The organism is Bradyrhizobium sp. CB1015 (assembly GCF_025200925.1).
Lineage (GTDB): Bacteria > Pseudomonadota > Alphaproteobacteria > Rhizobiales > Xanthobacteraceae > Bradyrhizobium.
Genome location: NZ_CP104174.1, coordinates 4,645,396 through 4,665,361, shown reverse-complemented (window position 1 = coordinate 4,665,361; position 19,966 = coordinate 4,645,396). Strand labels below are relative to the sequence as shown.

15 protein-coding genes are annotated in these 19,966 nt (G+C 63.2%); 11 read left to right on the top strand and 4 right to left on the bottom strand.

The window, feature by feature from the left end; genetic code table 11:
• Positions 1–13: 13 nt before the first annotated feature.
• Complete coding sequence (locus N2604_RS21585) at positions 14–646, top strand: DUF5343 domain-containing protein (protein WP_260370243.1); 633 nt, start codon at positions 14–16, stop codon at positions 644–646.
• Positions 633–1,214 carry a Swt1 family HEPN domain-containing protein gene (locus N2604_RS21580; protein WP_260370242.1) on the top strand — a complete coding sequence of 194 codons (582 nt, stop codon included), beginning with the start codon at positions 633–635 and terminating at the stop codon, positions 1,212–1,214. Before N2604_RS21585 ends, N2604_RS21580 begins: the two co-directional genes overlap by 14 nt.
• Before the next feature lie 146 nt (positions 1,215–1,360).
• Here the strand turns inward: N2604_RS21580 and N2604_RS21575 are convergent, their stop codons facing one another.
• The gene (locus N2604_RS21575; RefSeq protein WP_260370241.1) at positions 1,361–1,978 is read right to left on the bottom strand and encodes a hypothetical protein; all 618 of its coding nucleotides are present in this window, start codon (positions 1,976–1,978) and stop codon (positions 1,361–1,363) included.
• Positions 1,979–2,415: 437 nt separating this feature from the next.
• On the opposite strand from N2604_RS21575, the gene N2604_RS21570 reads away from it, so the two are divergent.
• On the top strand, positions 2,416–3,423 hold the full coding sequence (locus tag N2604_RS21570) for a Na+-dependent transporter (protein WP_260370240.1): 1,008 nt from the start codon (positions 2,416–2,418) through the stop codon (positions 3,421–3,423).
• Positions 3,424–3,554: 131 nt separating this feature from the next.
• Here N2604_RS21570 and N2604_RS21565 read toward each other — a convergent pair whose 3' ends face one another.
• Positions 3,555–4,493 (bottom strand): GlxA family transcriptional regulator, encoded by a 939-nt coding sequence (locus tag N2604_RS21565; protein WP_260376283.1) that lies wholly within the window; start codon positions 4,491–4,493, stop codon positions 3,555–3,557.
• A gap of 102 nt (positions 4,494–4,595) precedes the next feature.
• Between N2604_RS21565 and N2604_RS21560 the strand changes: the two genes are divergently transcribed.
• Positions 4,596–5,282, top strand: a complete 687-nt coding sequence (locus N2604_RS21560) for a DJ-1/PfpI family protein (protein WP_260370239.1) — start codon at positions 4,596–4,598, stop codon at positions 5,280–5,282.
• Positions 5,283–5,546: 264 nt separating this feature from the next.
• On the top strand, positions 5,547–6,194 hold the full coding sequence (locus tag N2604_RS21555) for a glutathione S-transferase family protein (protein WP_260370238.1): 648 nt from the start codon (positions 5,547–5,549) through the stop codon (positions 6,192–6,194).
• Positions 6,195–6,565: 371 nt separating this feature from the next.
• Here N2604_RS21555 and N2604_RS21550 read toward each other — a convergent pair whose 3' ends face one another.
• The gene (locus tag N2604_RS21550; protein WP_260370237.1) at positions 6,566–6,973 is read right to left on the bottom strand and encodes an NADH:ubiquinone oxidoreductase subunit NDUFA12; all 408 of its coding nucleotides are present in this window, start codon (positions 6,971–6,973) and stop codon (positions 6,566–6,568) included.
• Between the two features lie 241 nt (positions 6,974–7,214).
• Between N2604_RS21550 and N2604_RS21545 the strand changes: the two genes are divergently transcribed.
• From N2604_RS21545 to N2604_RS21525, 5 genes are all read left to right on the top strand, one after another.
• Positions 7,215–7,946 (top strand): BA14K family protein, encoded by a 732-nt coding sequence (locus N2604_RS21545; RefSeq protein WP_260370236.1) that lies wholly within the window; start codon positions 7,215–7,217, stop codon positions 7,944–7,946.
• Between the two features lie 246 nt (positions 7,947–8,192).
• The gene (locus N2604_RS21540) at positions 8,193–8,609 is read left to right on the top strand and encodes a response regulator (protein WP_260370235.1); all 417 of its coding nucleotides are present in this window, start codon (positions 8,193–8,195) and stop codon (positions 8,607–8,609) included.
• Complete coding sequence (locus N2604_RS21535; RefSeq protein WP_260370234.1) at positions 8,606–10,864, top strand: CHASE3 domain-containing protein; 2,259 nt, start codon at positions 8,606–8,608, stop codon at positions 10,862–10,864. The genes N2604_RS21540 and N2604_RS21535 overlap by 4 nt, the downstream gene beginning before the upstream one ends.
• A 383-nt stretch (positions 10,865–11,247) precedes the next feature.
• Entirely contained in the window at positions 11,248–12,219 is a 972-nt protein-coding gene (locus N2604_RS21530) for an ABC transporter substrate-binding protein (protein ID WP_260370233.1), read from the top strand.
• An 8-nt stretch (positions 12,220–12,227) separates the two neighbouring features.
• Positions 12,228–14,027, top strand: a complete 1,800-nt coding sequence (locus tag N2604_RS21525) for a cache domain-containing protein (protein ID WP_260370232.1) — start codon at positions 12,228–12,230, stop codon at positions 14,025–14,027.
• A gap of 119 nt (positions 14,028–14,146) precedes the next feature.
• On the opposite strand, the gene N2604_RS21520 is transcribed toward N2604_RS21525, so the two are convergent.
• Positions 14,147–15,043 carry a DMT family transporter gene (locus N2604_RS21520; RefSeq protein WP_260370231.1) on the bottom strand — a complete coding sequence of 299 codons (897 nt, stop codon included), beginning with the start codon at positions 15,041–15,043 and terminating at the stop codon, positions 14,147–14,149.
• Positions 15,044–15,813: 770 nt separating this feature from the next.
• Here N2604_RS21520 and N2604_RS21515 point away from each other — a divergent pair.
• Positions 15,814–19,584 carry a vitamin B12-dependent ribonucleotide reductase gene (locus N2604_RS21515; protein WP_260370230.1) on the top strand — a complete coding sequence of 1,257 codons (3,771 nt, stop codon included), beginning with the start codon at positions 15,814–15,816 and terminating at the stop codon, positions 19,582–19,584.
• Positions 19,585–19,966: the final 382 nt, after the last annotated feature.

The following is a 19,966-nucleotide window of genomic DNA, read 5'->3' as shown; positions in this document are numbered from 1 at the left end:
CGGAGCTTTGAAAATGGGCGTGCTGCCGTACACCACAGCGACTGGAAATGTTGAGAAGGCGTTGCTGGGCATTAAGGCCGCTGCCACTCCCGAAAAAGTCACGCAAGACTTTGTGAAAACGATCCTGAAAATTCCAGGCGGGTCTGGTGATCAGATGACTGCGCTGCTCAAGAAGCTGGGGTTTGTGAACCCGGATGGAACGCCATCCGACATCTACAAGAAATTCAGAAACAACGGTAGCACTGGTACGGCCGCGGCCGACGCCCTGCGAACGGGGTACGCGGCCCTGTTCAAACGCAATGAATTTTGGCCTGTGCTGGAAGACAGCGAACTCCGAGGCTTGATAATTGAGGAAACAGGTCAGGACGCCGACTCGAATGTCGTGACGATGACTTTAAATACGATCAAAGGAGTGAAGAAGTTCGCCAACTTCGACAGAACCAACGAGGTCACGCCGATCCCGTCCGGCGAAAAGCAAGCTCCTCTTACTCCGAATTTTGCTTTGCCTTCCCCACCAAGCGTTGGACTCAACCTTGGTTACACGATCAATCTAAATCTGCCAGCCACTTCCGACATCGCTGTGTTCAATGCGATCTTCAAAAGCTTGAAGGAAAACCTATTGAAGAGTTCAGATGAAAACGGATGATTATCTTCGCTCGTTCGGAATGTCCGGTCTCATCGTCACCGAAGAACTGAAGGGCATTGAGCAGAAATTCGAGGTTGAACTCGGCCATGTACCCCGGGCATCGCAACAGAGCGCAGCCGACTACTATCCTCAGTTTGAGCAATCAGTGCGTCAAGAAGCCGCTCAGATGGCGCAGCATTATGAGCTGTTTTACTGCCTTGAGCAGGGGATCAGAAAACTTATCATTGAAGCAATGGAGGACGCTGCCGGCACCAACTGGTGGGAGGAAAAGACACCTCAACAGATTCGCGACGAGGTGAAGCGCCTACGCAAGGCAGAGGTCGATAGCGGCGTGACACGAAGGTCGGACCGCGCAATCGACTACACCACCTTTGGACAGTTGTCGGTAATCATCAGTTCGAATTGGCCTCTGTTCGAACCAATCCTCAAGAGCCCGCGTGCCGTAGAGAAGGTGATGAGCAGCCTCAACCTTTTGCGGGGCCCGATTGCTCATTGCTGTCCCCTATCAGAGGACGAAATCGATCGCCTCCACCTCACGGTCAAAGACTGGTTCAGGATGATCGGTTGATCCAATTGTGGGCATCTGATCGATGGTTGATGACTAGTCGATTGAGCCTGTCGCTCGTTAGCGATGTTGGCACCGGAAATTGCAGAGGGAGACCTACGGACCTGAAACGGTGTACGATGCCATGCAGTACATAAAAACGAGGTTACCTAGGATCTTTGATCAGCGCGGTCGCGGAAAATGAACTGGTCTCTAATACCTTTGGCATCGGGATGATTGGTCGAAATAAACTTCGTGCTGTGAGGATCAAATCTAAAGCGATTTTGGAGATCGCCGTTTTGACGGCGTATTTCTAGCTCGTCGCCTACCATGGACCATGTCCATTCATTCTTGTTTCTGCCTTCTCCAATCTTCCCGTCCGAATTGAAAGAGATGAGTTTGCGCCCAGTGAGCACTGCCGGATTGAAATTGAGTACCCATCCATCCTTTAGAAGGACGGCCGGCGCCGTCGAAGGCAAGTATTGAGTAATAGCGTGGGTTGGGGATACCTCATCCTTTCGCTCCACCTTCGGCTTTGAATTGCCTGCGACGAGGTGGCGCCGATAAAGAAAATAGTCGGCAACGCCCCATATTGCGATTGCCAACGCTGCAGTCATCGCCCAGCGGAACCAATCGACCTGCAAGAGCTCTGGCGAAGCCATCAGCGCCTTCGCCAGTTGCTGATCGGGAAACCAACCTACATCGTGAACGGCGATAAGGAAGGCATGCGAAACGATGATGCTCGCGATGCCAAGCAACAACTGACCGATGATCTTTCCCGCCGACATGCGGACATCTTATGCGCGAGTTCCCGTTTAGCGCGAGTCGTATAAGTGACGGCCGCGCCTAGCTTGCACTTTGATTACACAGCGTATTCGTCGGGTCAGGTCGATCTCAGGAAGAAATTGAAATTGTGAGAATGATGAACTACTGCGTTAATTCAGCGCATAAGACATTGATCTAGCTTATACAATTTCGACAATTCATTTCCGGGACCAATCCGGGACCGCAAGCTCCAGAAGTTCGCCTAGCCCCTATAAAAATAGGCATCTGCAACTAACCCGCCGCTTCCGGCGGGGGAAGGGCGGCATCCCTGCCCTTCCCGGCCCGGTCTGGCCAGGCCGGCATCGGGATGGGATAGTCGTGAGCCCCTCCCCAGGGCACTCCCAGGGCCGAAGGCGGGCATGCCCCCCAAAGCGCGACGCACCCTACAATACCGACAGAGATGCCCTCCCTCCTCGAAGCCGCCCTCGCCCTTCCCCTGCGCGCCCTGACCTGGCTCGGCGGCCAGGGCACGCGCGCGGTGGCGGCGATCGCCTTCATCGCGGTCGCGGTGCCGCCGCTCGGCGCGCTGCTGCGCCCCTATGTCACCGAGGCGATCTTCCTTCTGCTCTGCATCTCCTTCATGCGCGTCGATCTCGTCGCGCTGTACGGCCATCTGCGCCGGCCGGCGCTGGTCGCGGCCGCCACGGCCTGGACCACGATCGGCGTGCCGTTGATCGTCGCCCTGCTCGCCCATGGAAGCGGGCTCGACAGAAGCTCACCCGGACTCTTCCTCGCGCTGATGCTCCAGGGCATGGCTTCGCCGATGATGGCAGCGCCGGCGCTCGCGGCGCTGATCGGCCTCGACGCCACGCTGCCGCTGGTCACGCTGGTCACCGCGACCGCGCTGGTGCCCTTCACCGCCTCGCTGTTCGCGAGCCTCTTTCTCGGCGGCATGCTCAGCATCTCACCGCTCGCGCTCGGCCTGAAGCTGCTCGGCATCCTCGCCGCATCGCTGCTTGCCGCCACCGTCATCCGCCGCCTGTTCGGCACCGATGCGATCCAGCGCCACAAGCGGCCGATCGACGGATTCAACATCGTCATCCTGCTGGTCTTCGCATCCGCCGTCATGGGCGACGTGGCGCACGATTTCGTCGCCGATCCGCTGTTTGCGATCGGCGTCGCACTGCTGGCCTTCGCGGTCTATTTCACCCTGCTGGCCGTGACGACGTTGATCTTTCGCCGCGCCGGCACCGAGCGCGCCTTTGCGATCGGCCTGATGGTGTCACAGCGCAATCTGGGCCTGATGCTGGCGGCCACCGCCGGCGCATTGCCGCCCACCACCTGGCTCTATTTCGCGCTGACGCAGTTTCCAATTCACCTTGCGCCGTACATGCTGATGCCGATCGCGCGGCGGGTGATAGTGCGCGCCGATACGTCAGGCGGGGCGGCGGCAAAGAGCACGAGCTAGGTATATCCGCATCAATCCGGGGTGTCTGCGTTTGAGGCGAACCGGACATGCGATCCCGCTCCTCGAATGTCAGACCCAAAGCGACATGCGCCGACGTATTGTTGACGTCCGCCGGGCAATACGAACCTCACCTACCCCGCGCGCGCCGCGCGCCGCAGTGCCTGCGGCGGCTGGCCGTACGCGCGGATGAAGGCGCGCCGCATGCGCTCGGGGTCGCGGAAGCCGGTGGTTTCCGCCACGCGTTCGATCGCCTCGCGCGAGGACTGCACGCGCTCGCGCGCGACTTCGAGCCTGAGCCGCTCGATCGCCTTGGAGGGCGTCGTGCCGGTCTCGGCGGCGAAAGCGCGGGCGAAGTGCCGTGCGCTCATGCCGGCGCGGTCGGCGAGATCCTCCACCGTCAGCGGCGCGTCGAGATTTTCGCGCGCCCAGGCTAGCAGCGCGCCGAAGCGACCGTTCGGCGCCTTCAGCTCCAGCAGCGACGAGAATTGCGACTGCCCGCCGCTGCGGCGGTGATAGAGCACGAGCTGGCGCGCGGTCGCCTGCGCGATCTCCTCGCCATGGTCCTCGGTGACCATCGCGAGCGCGAGATCGATACCGGCGGAGATCCCGGCCGAGGTCCAGACATTGCCGTCGCGGGTGAAGATCCGGTCCGGCTCGAACTTGACCTTGGGAAAGCGCGCGACGAACTCGCGCGTCCGCCCCCAATGCGTGGTGGCGCGGCGGCCGTCGAGCAGCCCCGCCTCGGCGAGCACGAAGGCGCCCGAGCAGACGCTCGCGACCCGCACGCCGCGCCTTGCCAGCCGCTGCACGAACGCCCGCGTGATCTCGCAGTGCGCGGCCTCCGCAACGCCGCTACCGCCGGCTATGACCAGTGTCGTGATCGCGTTCGCCGTCTTGAAGTCACGCGCCATCATCTCGACACCCGACGTGCTGCGCACCAGCCCTGGCTTCGCCGCCAGCACGCGGAGGGCTGGCGCCTTGCCGGACGCGCGCGCCGCGATCTCGAAAACCGAGATCGGACCTGCCGCATCGAGCAGCTGAAAGTCCGGGAAGATCAGGATGCCGATCATGGGCCAGCCGAGGGTATGTCCGAAAGCGAGGGAATTATGCCATTTCTGACAGGAGGGCACCATGCCATTCTGCCGCCGTCAAGCGCTTAATCGGAGGCTCCCATGTCGTCACCGCTCCAGATCGGAATCCTGGTATTCCCGCGCGTCACCCAGCTCGACTTCACCGGACCCTTGCAGGTGTTCGCCATGGTGCCGAACGCAAAACTGCACCTGATCTGGAAGCAGATCGAGCCGGTGCCGAGCGATTCCGTGCTGACGCTGACGCCAACCACGACCTTTGCGGATTGCCCCCAGCTCGACGTTATCTGCGTGCCAGGCGGCCAGGGCACCAACGACCTTCTCAACGACGAGGACGTGCTCGAATTCCTGCGCAGGCAGGCGGCGGGCGCCAAATACGTCACTTCGGTGTGCACGGGATCGCTCGCCCTCGGCGCCGCCGGCCTCCTGAAGGGCTACCGCGCCGCCACCCATTGGAGTGCGATGGAAATGCTCGCACAATTCGGCGCGACGCCGACGAAGACACGCGTCTGCGTCGATCGCAACCGCATCACCGGCGGCGGCGTCACCGCCGGCATCGATTTCGCGCTGACGCTGGTCTCGATCATGGTCAATCGCACCACGGCCGAAGCGATCCAGCTCCAGATGGAATACAATCCAGCCCCGCCGTTCAATGCGGGATCGCCCGATACGGCGCCGGCCGAAGTGCTGGCGCTGCTGAGGGAGCGCGGCGCGCAAAACCAGGCGCGGCGGCTCGAGGCGGTGAAACGCGCGGCTGAGCGGGTGAATTAGATGCGTGTCCCGGACGCGCTGCAGCGTGCAGCGCTGCGGCGCAGAGCCGGGGCCCAGGAAGCTACGCGGTCCTTTGCAGCATGTGCCCCGGCTCTGCAGTGCATCGCTAAAATAGCGCTGCGCTGCGTCCGGGGCACGGCCGCACAGCTTCATCGACTGGCCATTGCCCCACTCCTGACATGACGCTGTCAGCAGCCTGGCGCGACAATCGTGCTCGCGACCGCTCCTGCTTCCTGGTCGTGTACCGACAGAGGGGACCTGACCATGTCGCGATTTCGGCTGCACTGTGTCGGAGCTTCGGGCAACTCGTTCAAGGTCGCGCTCTTCCTCAACTGCGCCGGGCTGGATTGGGAGCCGGTCGGCGTCGACTTCGCCGGTGGTGAGACCCGCACGCCTGACTGGCGGGCCGCAACCAACGTGATGGGCGAAGTGCCCGTGCTCGAGGTGGAGGGCCGGCACATGAGCCAATCAGGTGCGATCCTGCTGTGGCTCGCCGAGACTCACGGCGTCTTCGCCCCGGGTCCGGAGGACGTATTCGAGGCGAGACGCTGGCTGCTGTTCGACAACCACAAATTCACGTCGAACTTTGCTCAGCACCGGTTTCAACGCTGCTTCATGCCTGAGCCTGCGCATCCGGCCGTACTCGCCTATCTGCGCGCACGTACCGAAAGCGCCTTCTCGATCGTCGACCGACACCTCTCCGACCGCCGCTTCATGTTGGGCGACCGGCCGACCATCGTCGATTTCTCGTTGTTGGGCTATCTCTACTATCCAACCGAGGAGACGGGGTTTGATCTTGGCGCAACCTTCCCGGCCATTGAGGCGTGGCGCCGCCGCGTCGCTGAGCTGCCGGGCTGGAAACCGCCTTACGAGATGATGCCCGTCGGCAACTCACCCCCGTACGTGCGCTGAAAAGTCCCGCGAGACAAGAACAGGGAAGCAGATCAAAGAAAAAGGCCGCTCGGTTTCCCAAGCGGCCTTTCCTGTCTCACGGTGGCTGCACATTCCCATCGGGCGATGTCGGAGCTTCCAGACCGGGGGCCTATCTCCCGATCGAGTCCTTCCTCGGCGGCCGCTGCATCTCGGGACAGTCGCGAACTGTTGCCCGAACCGAACGCGATGGTCTCCCATCTCCGTAAGATGGGATCATTGAGCCGCATCGCCCGCTTCAAAGCAACGCCCGCGCAGGCGGCGTCCCCGCTGTTCCCGTTGTCCACAGCGGGGCGGCGCGGATGCAAATGCATCCGCTTGGACGATGGTGGTTCGTGGGCGGGCCGAAAGGGCTAGCCGGGCGTCCAGGGCTGATAGTCGCCGGTCGCCTTGGGACGCCTGCCGCTGGCAAGCGTCGAGCCGGAGGGACGATAGGCCTTCGCCGTGCCGGTGAGATTCGGCTGGTGCGGCTTTTCCCACTCGCGCGGCTGGTAATCGATCTCGGTCGGCGGCTTGTCGACGACGTGGTGGATCCAGCCATGCCAGGACGGCGGAATCCGGCTCGCTTCCGCGTAGCCATTATAGATCACCCAGCGCCGCTCGAAACCGAGCGTCGGATCGATCGCCCCGCCACGGGTGCGGTAGTAACGGTTGCCCTGCTCGTCCTGGCCGACCAGCTCGCCATACCGTCTGGTCCAGAGCTGGGTGCCAAACGTCTGGCCATTCCACCAGGTGAAGAACTTGAGGAAGAATTGTTTCATGCGGCAAGGGCCCTGCTTCGTCGGGTCCTGATGCCATCCGGGCGGTGAAATGTCCAGTTCGGCAGGCGTGTCGGCGCCCCTGCAAATCCGCCTGCCGAGCACGCCTCCGCCGCAAAGCGGACGCGATTCATTCATGCCCGGTACAGCGGCACGGCCTGAGGCTCCATTCGCGCGCAAACCGGCGTGATCCCAGGAACCGCCGCGCTTTCGCAGGGTTGCTTTCCGGGAAAGGAGTTTGACCATGAACAGTCTGAAATTGTTGAGTGCTGCCGCAGCAGCGGCGCTGGTTCTTCCCTTGGCGAGCCCGAGCTTTGCACAGAGTCGTGCCGCCGCGGTCGGAGCGGGCGGTGGTGCCCATATCGGCGGCGGTGGCGGCGGTGCTCACGTCGGTGGCGGTGGCTTCGGTGGCGGCGCGCGCATGGGTGGCGGCGGCGCGGCCTTCCATGGCGGCGGCGGCAATTTCGCGGCCGGGGGCGCTATGCGTCCAAGCGGCGGCGGTTTCGGAGGCGGCGCCGCGATGCGTCCGAGCGGAGGCAGTTTCGCGGCCGCCCCTGCGGTCCGTCCGAGCGGCGGCAGCTTTGTAGGCGGCGTGGCGTCCCGCCCCGGCATCTCGCCCACGTTCAGCGGCACGCGCAGTGTCGCGACCGCCTCGCCGGGCACCTGGAGCGGCAGCGGCGGCACCTGGAGCGGCGGCTGGCGCCACCATCACCATCGTCACGGCGGCGGTTTCTGGCCGGGCTTTGCGGCCGGCGCCGCCATCGGTGGCCTCGGCTCCTACGCCTATTACGGCGGCGGGTACGGCTATTATGACGATCCCTACTATTACGACAGCTATTATGACGAGCCGACGGTTGCGGTGGTGCCGGACAGCGGCGGCGACTCCGTTGCCTATTGTGCGCAGCGCTACAAATCGTACGACCCGGCCTCGGGCACCTATCTCGGTTACGACGGCCGGCGGCATCCTTGTCCGTAAGCAGATCGCCAAGACGTGAGGCAGAAGGCGTCGCAGCGATGCGGCGCCTTTTTCGCAACGGGCATCTTTCTCACCTGTTTCGGCTCCATCACGCTCGCGCGTGCAAGGATAAGTACAAATCGATGCAAATGGACCTTTATGCACCGAACCGTGCATATCCTTCGCAATCCAATCCCAAATTGACCGGACCCACGATTCGCGGATATCACAAACCACAGTGGGGACTTCGATCTTCTGGGAAGTGTCATGCCGCGTATTCTCGTGGTTGATGACGATCCGATGGTCGGCGCGACCATCGAGGTCCTTCTCCAACGTCAGGGCTTCGACGTCACGCTCACCGACGGCGGCGAAACAGGACTGGCTGCGCTGGAATCGCAAGCCTTCGACGTGATGCTGGTCGACATCTTCATGCCGCATATGCGCGGCTTCGAATCCATCCGCATCTTTCACGAGCGCGCCCCGGCCACGCCGCTGATCGCGATGTCGGGCTACGCCTTCGCCTCGTCCGCCTCGCCCTCTCCCGATTTTCTCCGCATGGCGCTTGAACTCGGCGCAACGCGCTGCCTGCGCAAGCCGTTCACGCCGGAAGCGCTGCTGACCACGATCCGGGAATGCCTCGCGGGCGCGAGCGCGCCGCCGAAGGACCAGAAAGAGGCCCCTTGATTCCAACGCAGCGCGTCATTCTCGGTGCCGGACTTGCCATCCTCCTGATCATCACCGCGGCTTCGATCGCCCTCGACGTCAAGTCGCGGTCCGACGCGGCGCGGGTGAACCACACCGTCCAGGTGCAGAAGAAGATCTCCGATCTGCGCGTGCTGCTGCGCCGGGCCGAGAGCGCCGCGCGGGGCTACGAGCTCTATCGCAGCCAGGCCTTCAGCGACGAGTTCCAGGCGGTGCACGCCAAGATCGCGCCGGCGCTCGCCGAGCTCAAGCGTGACGTGCACGACAGCCCCGATCAGGTCGCGCTGCTGGAGGGCACCGAGCCGCTGGCGCTGCGCCGGATCGAGATCGCCGCCACCGCGATGCGCCTGCGCGCTGCCAACGACCAGGCCGGCATTGCCGCCCTCAACAGCAAGGCCGAGGGCCGCGGGCTGATGGACACGGTCATGGGCAATCTCGACCGTCTGAGCGCGGAGGAAGAGCGACTGCTCGCCGCCCGCTCCCAGGATTCGCGCCGCACCGGCATCGTGCTGCTCGGCATCGACGTCGCCGGTGCCGTGCTGATCCTGCTCCTGGTCGCGTTGGTGATGCGCGAGAGCCGTCGCACCACGGGTGAGCTCCAGAACTCGCTCGAGCAGACCCAAGCCGCCAAGACGGCGCTCGAGGCGGCGGTGGCCGAGCGCACCGAGCACCTCGTCGCCGCGCATGACGAGCTGCGCCTGTCGGTCAACGTGCTCCAGAGCACGTTTCGCAGCATGGCGGAGGCGGTGCTGGTCATCGACGCAGAGGGCACCGTGCTGCTGTCCAATCCGGCCGCCGAGCGCATGCTATTACATCGCACCGGCATGAACGTCGGCAATCTGCGCGCGCTGTCCGACGTGTTTCACGGCGACGGCGTCACGCCGCTTCTGACCGACGAGCTGCCCTCGACGCGCGTGCTGCGCGGCGAGCAGTTCGAAGAGCTGGAGATGATCGTCCGCCCGCACAGCGACAACCCGCCACGCCATCTCATGGTCAGCGGCCGGCCGATGCGGGACGGGCAAGGCAACATCTCCGGCGCGGTGCTGGTCTATCACGATGCGACGACCTCGCGCGAGACCGAGCGGCAGCTGCACCAGTCGCAGAAGCTGGATGCGATCGGCAAGCTGACCGGCGGCGTCGCGCACGACTTCAACAACATGCTCACCGTCATCTCCGGCAACACCGAGACGCTGGTGGAGAGCCTGAAGGATCAGCCCGAGCTGCAGCGCACGGCGCGGCTGATCGACGATGCCGCCGAGCGCTGCGCTGAGCTGATCCAGCACCTGCTGGCGTTCGCGCGCCGGCAGCCGCTCGAGCCGCGCAACGTCGACATCAACGCCGCTATCTCGGACATCGCAAAGCTTCTGCGCCCCACCCTTGGCGAGCAGATCCAGATCGAGACCGTGCTGGAACAGGGGCCGATGACGACGCATATCGATCCGTCCAGGCTCACCAACGCCGTGCTCAACATGGCGATCAACGCCCGCGACGCCATGCCGAACGGCGGCAAGCTGCTGCTGGAGACCCATCGCGTCGTGCTCGACGAGGCCTATGCGCTGGCCAATGGCGACGTGGCAGCAGGCCCCTACGTCATGCTCGCGGTCAGCGACACCGGCACCGGCATGCCCCCCGACGTGCAGCAGAAGGCGTTCGAGCCATTCTTCACCACCAAGGAGGTCGGCAAGGGATCGGGCCTTGGCCTCTCCATGGTCTACGGCTTCGTCAAGCAATCGGGCGGCCACATCAAGATCTACAGCGAGGAAGGCCACGGCACCACGATCAAGCTCTATCTGCCGCCGGGCGAAGGCGCCGCGGACGTCGCAGCTGGCGTCACGCCACAGGCCGAAGGCGGCGCCGAGACCATTTTCGTGGTCGAGGACGATCCGCTGGTGCGCAACTTCGTCACCGCGCAGCTGCAGAGCCTCGGCTACAAGACGGTCGCCGCGTCCGACGGCAAGGTTGCGCTGGACTTGATCGAGGCCGGCCAGAGCTTCGACCTGCTGTTCACCGACGTCGTCATCCCCGGCGGCATGAGCGGCCGCGAGCTCGCCGAAGAGGTGGCGAGGCGCCGGCCGGGCGTGAAAGTGCTCTACACCTCCGGCTACACCGACAACGCCATCGTCCACCACGGCAAGCTGGATGACGGCGTGCTGCTGCTGACCAAGCCCTACCGCCGCAACCAACTCGCCGAGATGATCCGCAAGGCGCTGAACGGCGGCGGGATGGCGGCGAGCTAATTTAGCGCGTGAACTGCCGAAGGCGCGCTGCAGTCACACCATATCTGAGGTCGAGGGCACTGCCTCAGGATGTGAGTTCTAATTGTCCCCTTGAGACGCCGTAGCTCGCCCGGATCCGCTCCGGAGGTGTTATGATGCCGCACTATGCAGCGCATGAGGCCGTTTTGATCTTGATCGGGCCGGTCTCAAGCAAAAATCAAGCGCATCTCAAGGACAAATCGTCTCACCAGCCCAGTCTTTGAGGATGCTGTCGGCGACAAATGTCGGAGCCGGTGTCGCGACAGTCCGCTTGCGGAGCGCAGTACCGAGCGCAGTCATCAGATGCACAGCTAGGACCTTGGTCTGCGGCCGGAATTGCCGGCGCAGCTTCGACGGGTGCTCGCATGAAAAGACGAGAGTTCATCTTGTTGATTGGTGGAGGACTGGCCTGGCCTGCGATCGCACGGGCGCAGGGCGGAGCCAAGCTGCATCGTATCTTCTGGGTCTCGACTCAGTCCGAACCGGATCCCTTCCTGGACGGCTTTCGCGAGGGAATGCGCGCGCTGGGATACGTCGAGGGCAGGAACGTCACCTTCGAGACGCATTATGCCCCTGGAAATCCGCAGGCACTGCGCAAGATCGTCTCCGAGTTGCAGCGAGGGGACGTCGACCTTGTGGTCTCGAGCGGTCCGGCGACACGCGGCATGACTGCAATCACCGACGTCCCCGTGCTGTTTGCATTGAGCGGCGACCCCGTCGCTTTGGGTGTGGTGAAAAGCCTTGCTCACCCCGGCACCAATTTCACCGGCAGCACATTCCTGTCGCTTGAGCTGGCAGGAAAGCGCGTTGAGCTGCTCAAGGACATTTATCCAAAGCTGCGAAAACTGGCGGTTTTCTCGAACACGGATCATCCGGGAGAGCCACTGGAATGGCGTGCGACTTTGGAGTCGTGCCGAAATCTCGGCATTGAGGCAGCCTACGTTCCGTTCTCTGGCGCTCGCGAAATCGAGAATGGGTTGATGGCTGCCGGCAAGGTGGATGCGGATGCTCTCCTCGTGTTTCCCGATGCTGTGACGCTGGTGCATCGTGCGAAGATTGCGGAGCTTGCAATCGCGCACCGGCTGCCTTCGATGTTTGGCTGGTCTGAATATTGTGACGCTGGAGGTCTCTTGAGTTACGGGGCAAACCAGCGCACGACCTATTTTCGGCTTGCCACTTATGCCGATCGCATCCTGCGCGGTGAAGATCCGTCAGATCTTCCGGTGATGCGTCCCGAGAAGTTTGAACTGGCAGTCAATCTGAAAACAGCCGGGCTTCTGGGGATCGACCTGGATGTGTCGTCGATCCTGTTTCGCGCCAGCAAGGTGATCTCCTGAGAGTAGTTATGACGGACGGTGCTGCGCAGTCCTCCTCGTGTACGATGCCTCCGCGTCGCTCGCTGTTCTGCAAGTACTTCGCGACGTTGTTTGTCGCTGCGGTCGTGCCTCTGATACTCGGCGCGGCCGTCGAGGCTTCTTTCGGTTACCGAGACCAGCGCCGCCAGATCAGCGCGGTGCTACAGGCCGATGCTCGCGCGGCGTCCGACAGGATCGAGGCGTTCACCGATGGCATCCGAGATCAGCTGGGTTGGATGGTGCAGCTTCCCTGGTCTGCCGGAGACGATGCGCAACATAAGATCGATGCCTTGCGCCTCCTCCAGCAGGTGCCTGCAATCGTTTCGGTTTCGCTTCTGGACGAGACCGGCACCGAACGGGTCTTTGTTTCCAGGCTGCTTCTGAACAGGACCGGGCGCGGCATTGATATGTCTACGGATCCCGCTGTTCTGGGCGCACGCGGCAACAAAGTCTGGTACGGACCGGTTCAGTACCAGCGAGATTCAGAGCCCTATATGAGGATCGCGGTTGCCGGGAGCCTGCCTGCCGCGGGGGTTGCGATCGCCGAGGTCAATCTGAAGCTGATCTGGGATGTCATCGCAGCCATTAGAATTGGCGAGACCGGCTACGCCATTGTTGTCGATGATTCCGGTCATCTGATCGCACATCCCGACATCAGTCGGGTTCTGCGCGGCCGCGCCAGCTCCGGCAGTTTTGGCCGGATCAAGCATCTCGTTGGCACGGCGAGCGGCGCGGCGGTGATAACCGGGGAGCGAGGCAATCCGGTGGTGGCGCTATCCGTTCAGGCCGCCGATGTGGGATGGACGGTGATCGCGATGCAGCCGGCCTCGGAAGCCTTTGCATCAATTCGCGCGGCGTTGTGGCGCTCGTCCATTCTCATTGCCTTTGGTGTTCTTGTCGCGCTGGCGCTCGCCTACTGGCGCGCGCACAGAATGTCCGGTCCGATCAAGCAACTGGAAGAGGGCGTGGAGCGGATCAGAACCGGACAATTCGAGCATCGCATCAAAATCGTCAGCGGTGACGAGTTGCAGCAACTGGCGTTGCGCTTCAATGAAATGGCTTCTGAACTGGCGATCTCGCAGCAGAAATCTGCGCGGATCGAACGGCTGAAGCAGTTCCTGCCATCACAGGTCGCCGAATTGGTCGAGCATTCTCATGAACTGCTCGAAGGGCAGCGACGCGAGGTGGCTGTCATTTTTGGCGACTTGCGCGGCTTCACGGCGTTCTCCACGCGCAATGAACCCGATGTCATCATGGCCGTCATGCGAGAGTACTACGAGGCCGTCGGCGCCGTGACGACTCGTCACGAGGCAACGCTCATCGGCTTTGATGGCGACGGAGTCATGCTCCTGGTCAATGCCCCGGTCGCATGCGAACAGCCGGCAACTCAAGCGGTCCGACTCGCGATCGACCTGCAAATGACGGTTCAATCCCTTGCCGGCAGATGGTGTGACGCCGGCCACGCGATCGGCTTCGGTGTGGGCGTTGCCATGGGGCCGGCAACGGTAGGAACGGTTGGCTATGACGGTCGGATGGACTACACGGCGATGGGAGCAGTGGTGAATTTGGCGTCGCGGCTCTGCAATCTCGCGAAGGACGCGCAGATCCTGGCTGATCCCACGATCGCTGGAAGGGTAAGGGATAGCGTTCCGTTGGCATCGCTCGGACAGCGGACCATCAAAGGCTACGACCAGGCTCTCGAAGTCTTTGCTGTCGCACCTGCTGCCCTGCCGTTGAAACCGCCGGGCTCGGCACAACGCCGGCGAGAGAAAGAACCTCAGGACCACTGATACCCCGGCGTCCGGACGGCTAAAGCGCGATGCGATTAGAATCAATCGTCATTGCGATTTAGGTTATTGTTCGAGCATGATCTTTCGGAAAACCGCTACACACTTTTCCGGATCATGCTCTAGCGCGTCGCCATCACCACGGCGGCCAGCGTGAGCAGCAGTGCTGCGATCTGCCCTGCCCCGAGCGGCTCGCCCAGCGCAACCGCCGACGTCACGACGCCGATGACCGGCACAGCCATGGTGCCGATCGCGGCGACAGAGGCCGGCAGGCGTGCCAGCGCGGCGAACCAGCTGACATAGGCGATGCAGAACTGCCCGACGACCGAATAGACCAGAAGCCACCAGCCGACCGGCGTCACCTGCGACAGATGCGTGGTCTCGACCAGGAGGCCGACGATCGAGAGCGGCAGGCAGCCGATCCCGATCTGCCAGGCTGCAGCGGTGATCGGCGGCAGGCGGATCGGGTACTTCTTCGAGAACACCGTGCCGACGGCGAAGCCGAAAGCGCCGGCGAGCGCCATGACGATGCCCGGCATCTTCTCGACGCTGGCGGCAATGCCGTTGCCGCCCATGATCGTGGCAAGGCCGGCGAAGGCCAGCAGCAGCCCCAGCGTGCGCAACAACGTCGGCTGCTCGCCGAGGACCGGCCAGGCGATGATCGAGGCCCAGACCGGCATCGTGTAGGCGATCAGCGCGGCCTCGCTCGCCGGCAGCCAGAGCAGCGCCAGACCCATCAGCACCATCCAGCCGGTGACGTTGAGCACGGCCGAGGTGAGAAGGCGTGGCCAGATCGCGCCCTCCACGTTGAGGCTTTGCCGGCGGATCACCGCAAGCAGCGCCAGCAGCAGCGCGCCGAGCACGCCGGTGACCCCGCGCAGCGTCAGAGGCGGCAGCTCGGCGAGCAGGAATTTCGTCACCGGCCAGTTGAAGCCCCAGCCGATCGAGGTGATCGCAAGGAATATCAGGCCGGCCGGGGCGATGCGCGGCCGCACGCCCGGCGTCGTCAAATCAAGCATGTCGGGTAGCCCGGCAAAATCTGGGGTCAGCTTGGCCCGGATTCGCGGGTCCCACCACCATTTCGGCGGGCATGCCTGCCTTCACCCTCCGTAGGGCTACGTGAGTCCTGCTGACGCAATCCCATTGCTCAAAAATATAGCTGCCCTGTGAACAGCGGGATGAAGGTTCCGCATCATCACGGCATGCAAATTTTTTCGGTTGGGAATCCCTGAGGACTCACTGATACTTGGGTCCACAACAGGCGCGGCGAAGACCCCTGTTATCCCCCACAATCCACCATATTTAGTATTTGATTCAGGAACTCGCACTAGTTCTTGACGGGCGCAACGGAGAGTCCTAGCTTTCGGTCCGTTCGGCGCGAGTGAGTTTGCGTCCCGCCGGCACTCCCCCCAAAGGGTCTCGCAAATTTCAGCTCCGCCAGCCGGCCAAAGGCTGCGGATGAGGGCTTGTCTGCCCTCGGAATGCAGGCTCTTCGGGCGCCAGAACGGGCCGGCAACAGGCTCGGATGGCATCGATGACGAAGTGGACGTTGTGGGGCGTTGAACGCATGTCGCGCACATCCCCTTGGGGGCGGATGGGTGTGGACATGCCGGCGGGATGATCGATGCGACGCATCGAGCTCGCGCCGGGAAAAAAACAGGGCCGGATCCACCGGCTGAACTGCGGTGCCCCAAGGCCGAACGGCCGAAGGCGACGCGAGATGCAATGACGACCCGGCACGCCCAGAGTGAGGGGCGGGACCGGTCAAAGAAAAGGACGGGGCAAGACGATGCGGATTGAGCGGCGCTACACCACCCAAGGACAGTCACCTTATGCGGGAATCGAATTCCGCCTGACCACGTCGGAGATTCGCAATCCCGACGGCTCGGTCGTGTTCAAATTGGACAATGTCGAGGTGCCGAGCGAGTGGTCGCAGGTCGCCTCCGACGTGCTGGCCCAGAAATATTTCCGCAAAGCGGGCGTTGCCGCGCGCCTGAAGAAGGTCGAGGAGGAATCCGTCCCCTCCTTCCTGTGGCGCTCCGTGCCCGACACCGACGCGCTCAATGCGCTGCCCGAGAAAGAGCGCTATGTCAGCGAGCTCTCGGCCAAGCAGGTGTTCGACCGCCTCGCCGGCTGCTGGACCTATTGGGGCTGGAAGGGCGGTTATTTCACTTCGGACGACGACGCTCAGGCCTTCTATGACGAGCTCCGCTACATGCTCGCCATGCAGATGGTCGCGCCGAACTCGCCGCAATGGTTCAACACCGGCCTGCACTGGGCCTACGGCATCGACGGCCCCGGCCAGGGCCATTATTACGTCGACCCCTTCACGGCTAAGCTGACCAAGTCAAAGTCGGCCTACGAGCATCCGCAGCCGCACGCCTGCTTCATCCAGGGCGTCGGTGACGACCTCGTCAACGAAGGCGGCATCATGGACCTCTGGGTCCGCGAAGCCCGCCTGTTCAAATACGGCTCCGGCACCGGCTCCAACTTCTCGCGCCTGCGCGGCGAAGGCGAAAAGCTCTCCGGCGGCGGCCGCTCGTCGGGCCTGATGAGCTTCCTCAAGATCGGCGACCGCGCTGCCGGCGCGATCAAGTCGGGCGGCACCACGCGCCGCGCGGCCAAGATGGTCGTCGTGGACGTCGATCACCCCGACATCGAGACCTATATCGACTGGAAGGTGAAGGAGGAGCAGAAGGTCGCCGCCCTCGTCACGGGATCCAAGATCAACCAGAAGCACCTGAAGGCGGTGCTGAAGGCCTGCGTCAACTGCGAAGGCTCGGGCGACGATTGCTTCGACCCCGAGAAGAACCCTGCCCTGCGCCGCGAGATCAAGCTCGCCCGCCGCAGCCTCGTGCCTGACAATTACATCAAGCGCGTCATCCAGTTCGCCAAGCAGGGCTACAAGGACATCCAGTTCGACACCTACGACACCGACTGGGATAGCGAAGCCTACCTCACCGTATCCGGGCAGAACTCCAACAACTCGGTCTCGCTCAAGGACGACTTCCTGCGCGCGGTCGAGACCGACGGCGATTGGAATCTGACCGCCCGCACCTCGAAGAAGGTGACGAAGACGCTGAAGGCGCGCGACCTCTGGGAGAAGATCGGCTACGCCGCCTGGGCCTCGGCCGACCCGGGCCTGCACTTCAACACCACGATGAACGACTGGCACACCTGCAAGGCGTCCGGCGACATCCGCGCGTCCAATCCGTGCTCGGAATACATGTTCCTGGACGATACGGCGTGCAACCTGGCGTCCGCCAATCTGCTGACGTTCTACAACACCACGACAAAACTATTCGACGTCGAAGGCTATGAGCACCTCTGCCGGCTCTGGACCATCGTGCTGGAAATCTCCGTCATGATGGCGCAGTTCCCGTCGAAGGCGATCGCCGAGCTCTCCTACGAGTTCCGCACGCTCGGCCTCGGCTACGCCAATATCGGCGGCCTCTTGATGACCATGGGCCTGCCCTACGACTCCAAGGAAGGCCGCGCGCTCTGCGGTGCGCTGACAGCGGTGATGACCGGCATCACCTACAAGACCTCGGCCGAGATCGCGGCCGAGCTCGGCACTTTCCCCGGCTACAAGAAGAACGCCGCGCACATGCTGCGCGTGATCCGCAACCACCGCCGCGCCGCGCACGGCGAGGCGTCGGGCTACGAGGCGCTCAGCGTCAACCCGGTGCCGCTCGACCTCGTCTCCTGCCCGCAAGCAGACCTCGTCAGCCATGCCCAGGCAGCCTGGGATGCGGCGCTCGAGCTCGGCGAGAAGCACGGCTATCGCAACGCCCAGACCACGGTGGTCGCGCCGACCGGCACGATCGGCCTCGTCATGGATTGCGACACCACCGGCATCGAACCGGACTTCGCGCTGGTCAAGTTCAAGAAGCTCGCCGGCGGCGGCTACTTCAAGATCATCAACCGTGCGGTCCCCGCAGCGCTGCGCGCGCTCGGCTATCGCGAGAGCGAGATCGCGGAGATCGAGGCCTACGCCGTCGGCCACGGCTCGCTGGCGAACGCCCCCGGCATCAACGTCACCACGCTGAAGGCCAAGGGCTTCACGGATGAAGCGATCGCCAAGGTCGAGAAGGCCCTGCCGACCGCCTTCGACATCAAGTTCGCCTTCAACAAGTGGACTTTTGGCGAGGACTTCATCCGCGACCAGCTCGGCATTGGCGCTGAAGCCATTGCCGCGCCCGGCTTCGACCTGCTCCAGGCCGTCGGCTTCACCAAGCGCGAGATCGAGGCGGCCAACGTCCACATCTGCGGCGCGATGACGGTGGAAGGTGCCCCGCACCTTAGGCCTGAGCACTATCCGGTGTTCGACTGTGCCAACCCCTGCGGCAAGATCGGCAAGCGCTACCTGTCGGTCGAGAGCCACATCCGCATGATGGCGGCGGCGCAGCCCTTCATCTCGGGCGCGATCTCCAAGACCATCAACATGCCGAACGACGCCACGGTGGAGGACTGCAAGTCCGCCTACATGCTGTCGTGGAAACTCGCCTTGAAGGCCAACGCGCTCTATCGCGACGGCTCCAAGCTCAGCCAGCCGCTCAACTCGCAGCTCATCAGCGACGATGAGGACGAGGACGATGCGGTCGAGTCGCTGCACGAGAAGCCGATGGCGGCGCGCGCCACGCACGTGGCCGAAAAGGTCGTCGAGAAGCTGGTCGAGCGCATCGTCGTGATGCGCGAGCGCGAGAAGATGCCGGATCGCCGCAAGGGCTACACCCAGAAGGCGGTCGTCGGCGGCCACAAGGTGTACCTGCGCACCGGCGAATATGATGACGGCCGTCTCGGTGAGATCTTCATCGACATGCACAAGGAAGGTGCGGCGCTGCGCTCCTTCATCAACAACTTCGCCATCGCGGTGTCGCTCGGCCTGCAGTACGGCGTGCCGCTCGACGAATACGTCGACGCCTTCACCTTCACCCGCTTCGAGCCGGCGGGCCCCGTGCAGGGCAACGACAGCATCAAGTACGCGACCTCGATCCTCGACTACGTCTTCCGCGAGCTCGCGGTGAGCTATCTCTCGCGCTTCGACCTCGCCCACGTCGACCCCAACGAGACGGGCTTTGACGCGCTCGGCAAGGGCGTCGAGGAAGGGAAGGAGCCGGACGAGGACGGCGGCCACCACGCCACAAAACTGGTCTCGCGCGGCCTCACCCGCTCGCGCACGGACAACCTTGTCGTGATGCGCGGCGGCTCGACCGCGGTCTCGCAAGGCAACGATAGCGCCCCGTCCGGCGGCAGCCGGGTCACGGCCCTCGCCGCCCACGGCACCTCTTCCCGCGTCGGCGATGCCATCGAAGGCGCCGTCGCCCTGAAGCAGGAAGCCAGCCACGACCTGTCTCCGACGGAGAAGCTCGAGCAGTTGCAGTGGAGCAGGGCCGGTACCGCGCAGACGGTGGTGCCGAGCAAGGCCGAGCGCCGCGCGGAAGCAAAGGCCAAGGGCTACGAGGGCGAGATGTGCAGCGAGTGCGGCAACTTCACGCTGGTGCGGAATGGGACCTGTATGAAGTGCGATACGTGTGGAAGCACGACGGGGTGCAGCTGATAACAACAGCGCAAGTGTGGGGTCGGCGATAGTTGTCCACCCCGCATACTTTTGTGTCCACTATGGCCAGTTTCGGATGTCCATTCCGAAATTTCCAATTGCGAGAGCCCACCGCCAGCGGTGGGCTTTCGTCGTCAAAATGTTTGTCCGTGAAGGAGAGCACCGGAGCCTCAGAGGGCAACTGCAGCCAGTCCTCATGGGGGCCGATCGGCGCGCCTTCGGATCGTACAGGCATTATGCAGGCGAAACACTGTGCGATCTTATTTTCCGTTTTCGTTTCAATATCTTAGATTGCGTTCCTGCGACCATCTGGAAGCCACCGCGCCGCGAACTCGGCTAGAATCAACGATGTGAAATGACCACACGCCATCCCGTTCGAGCC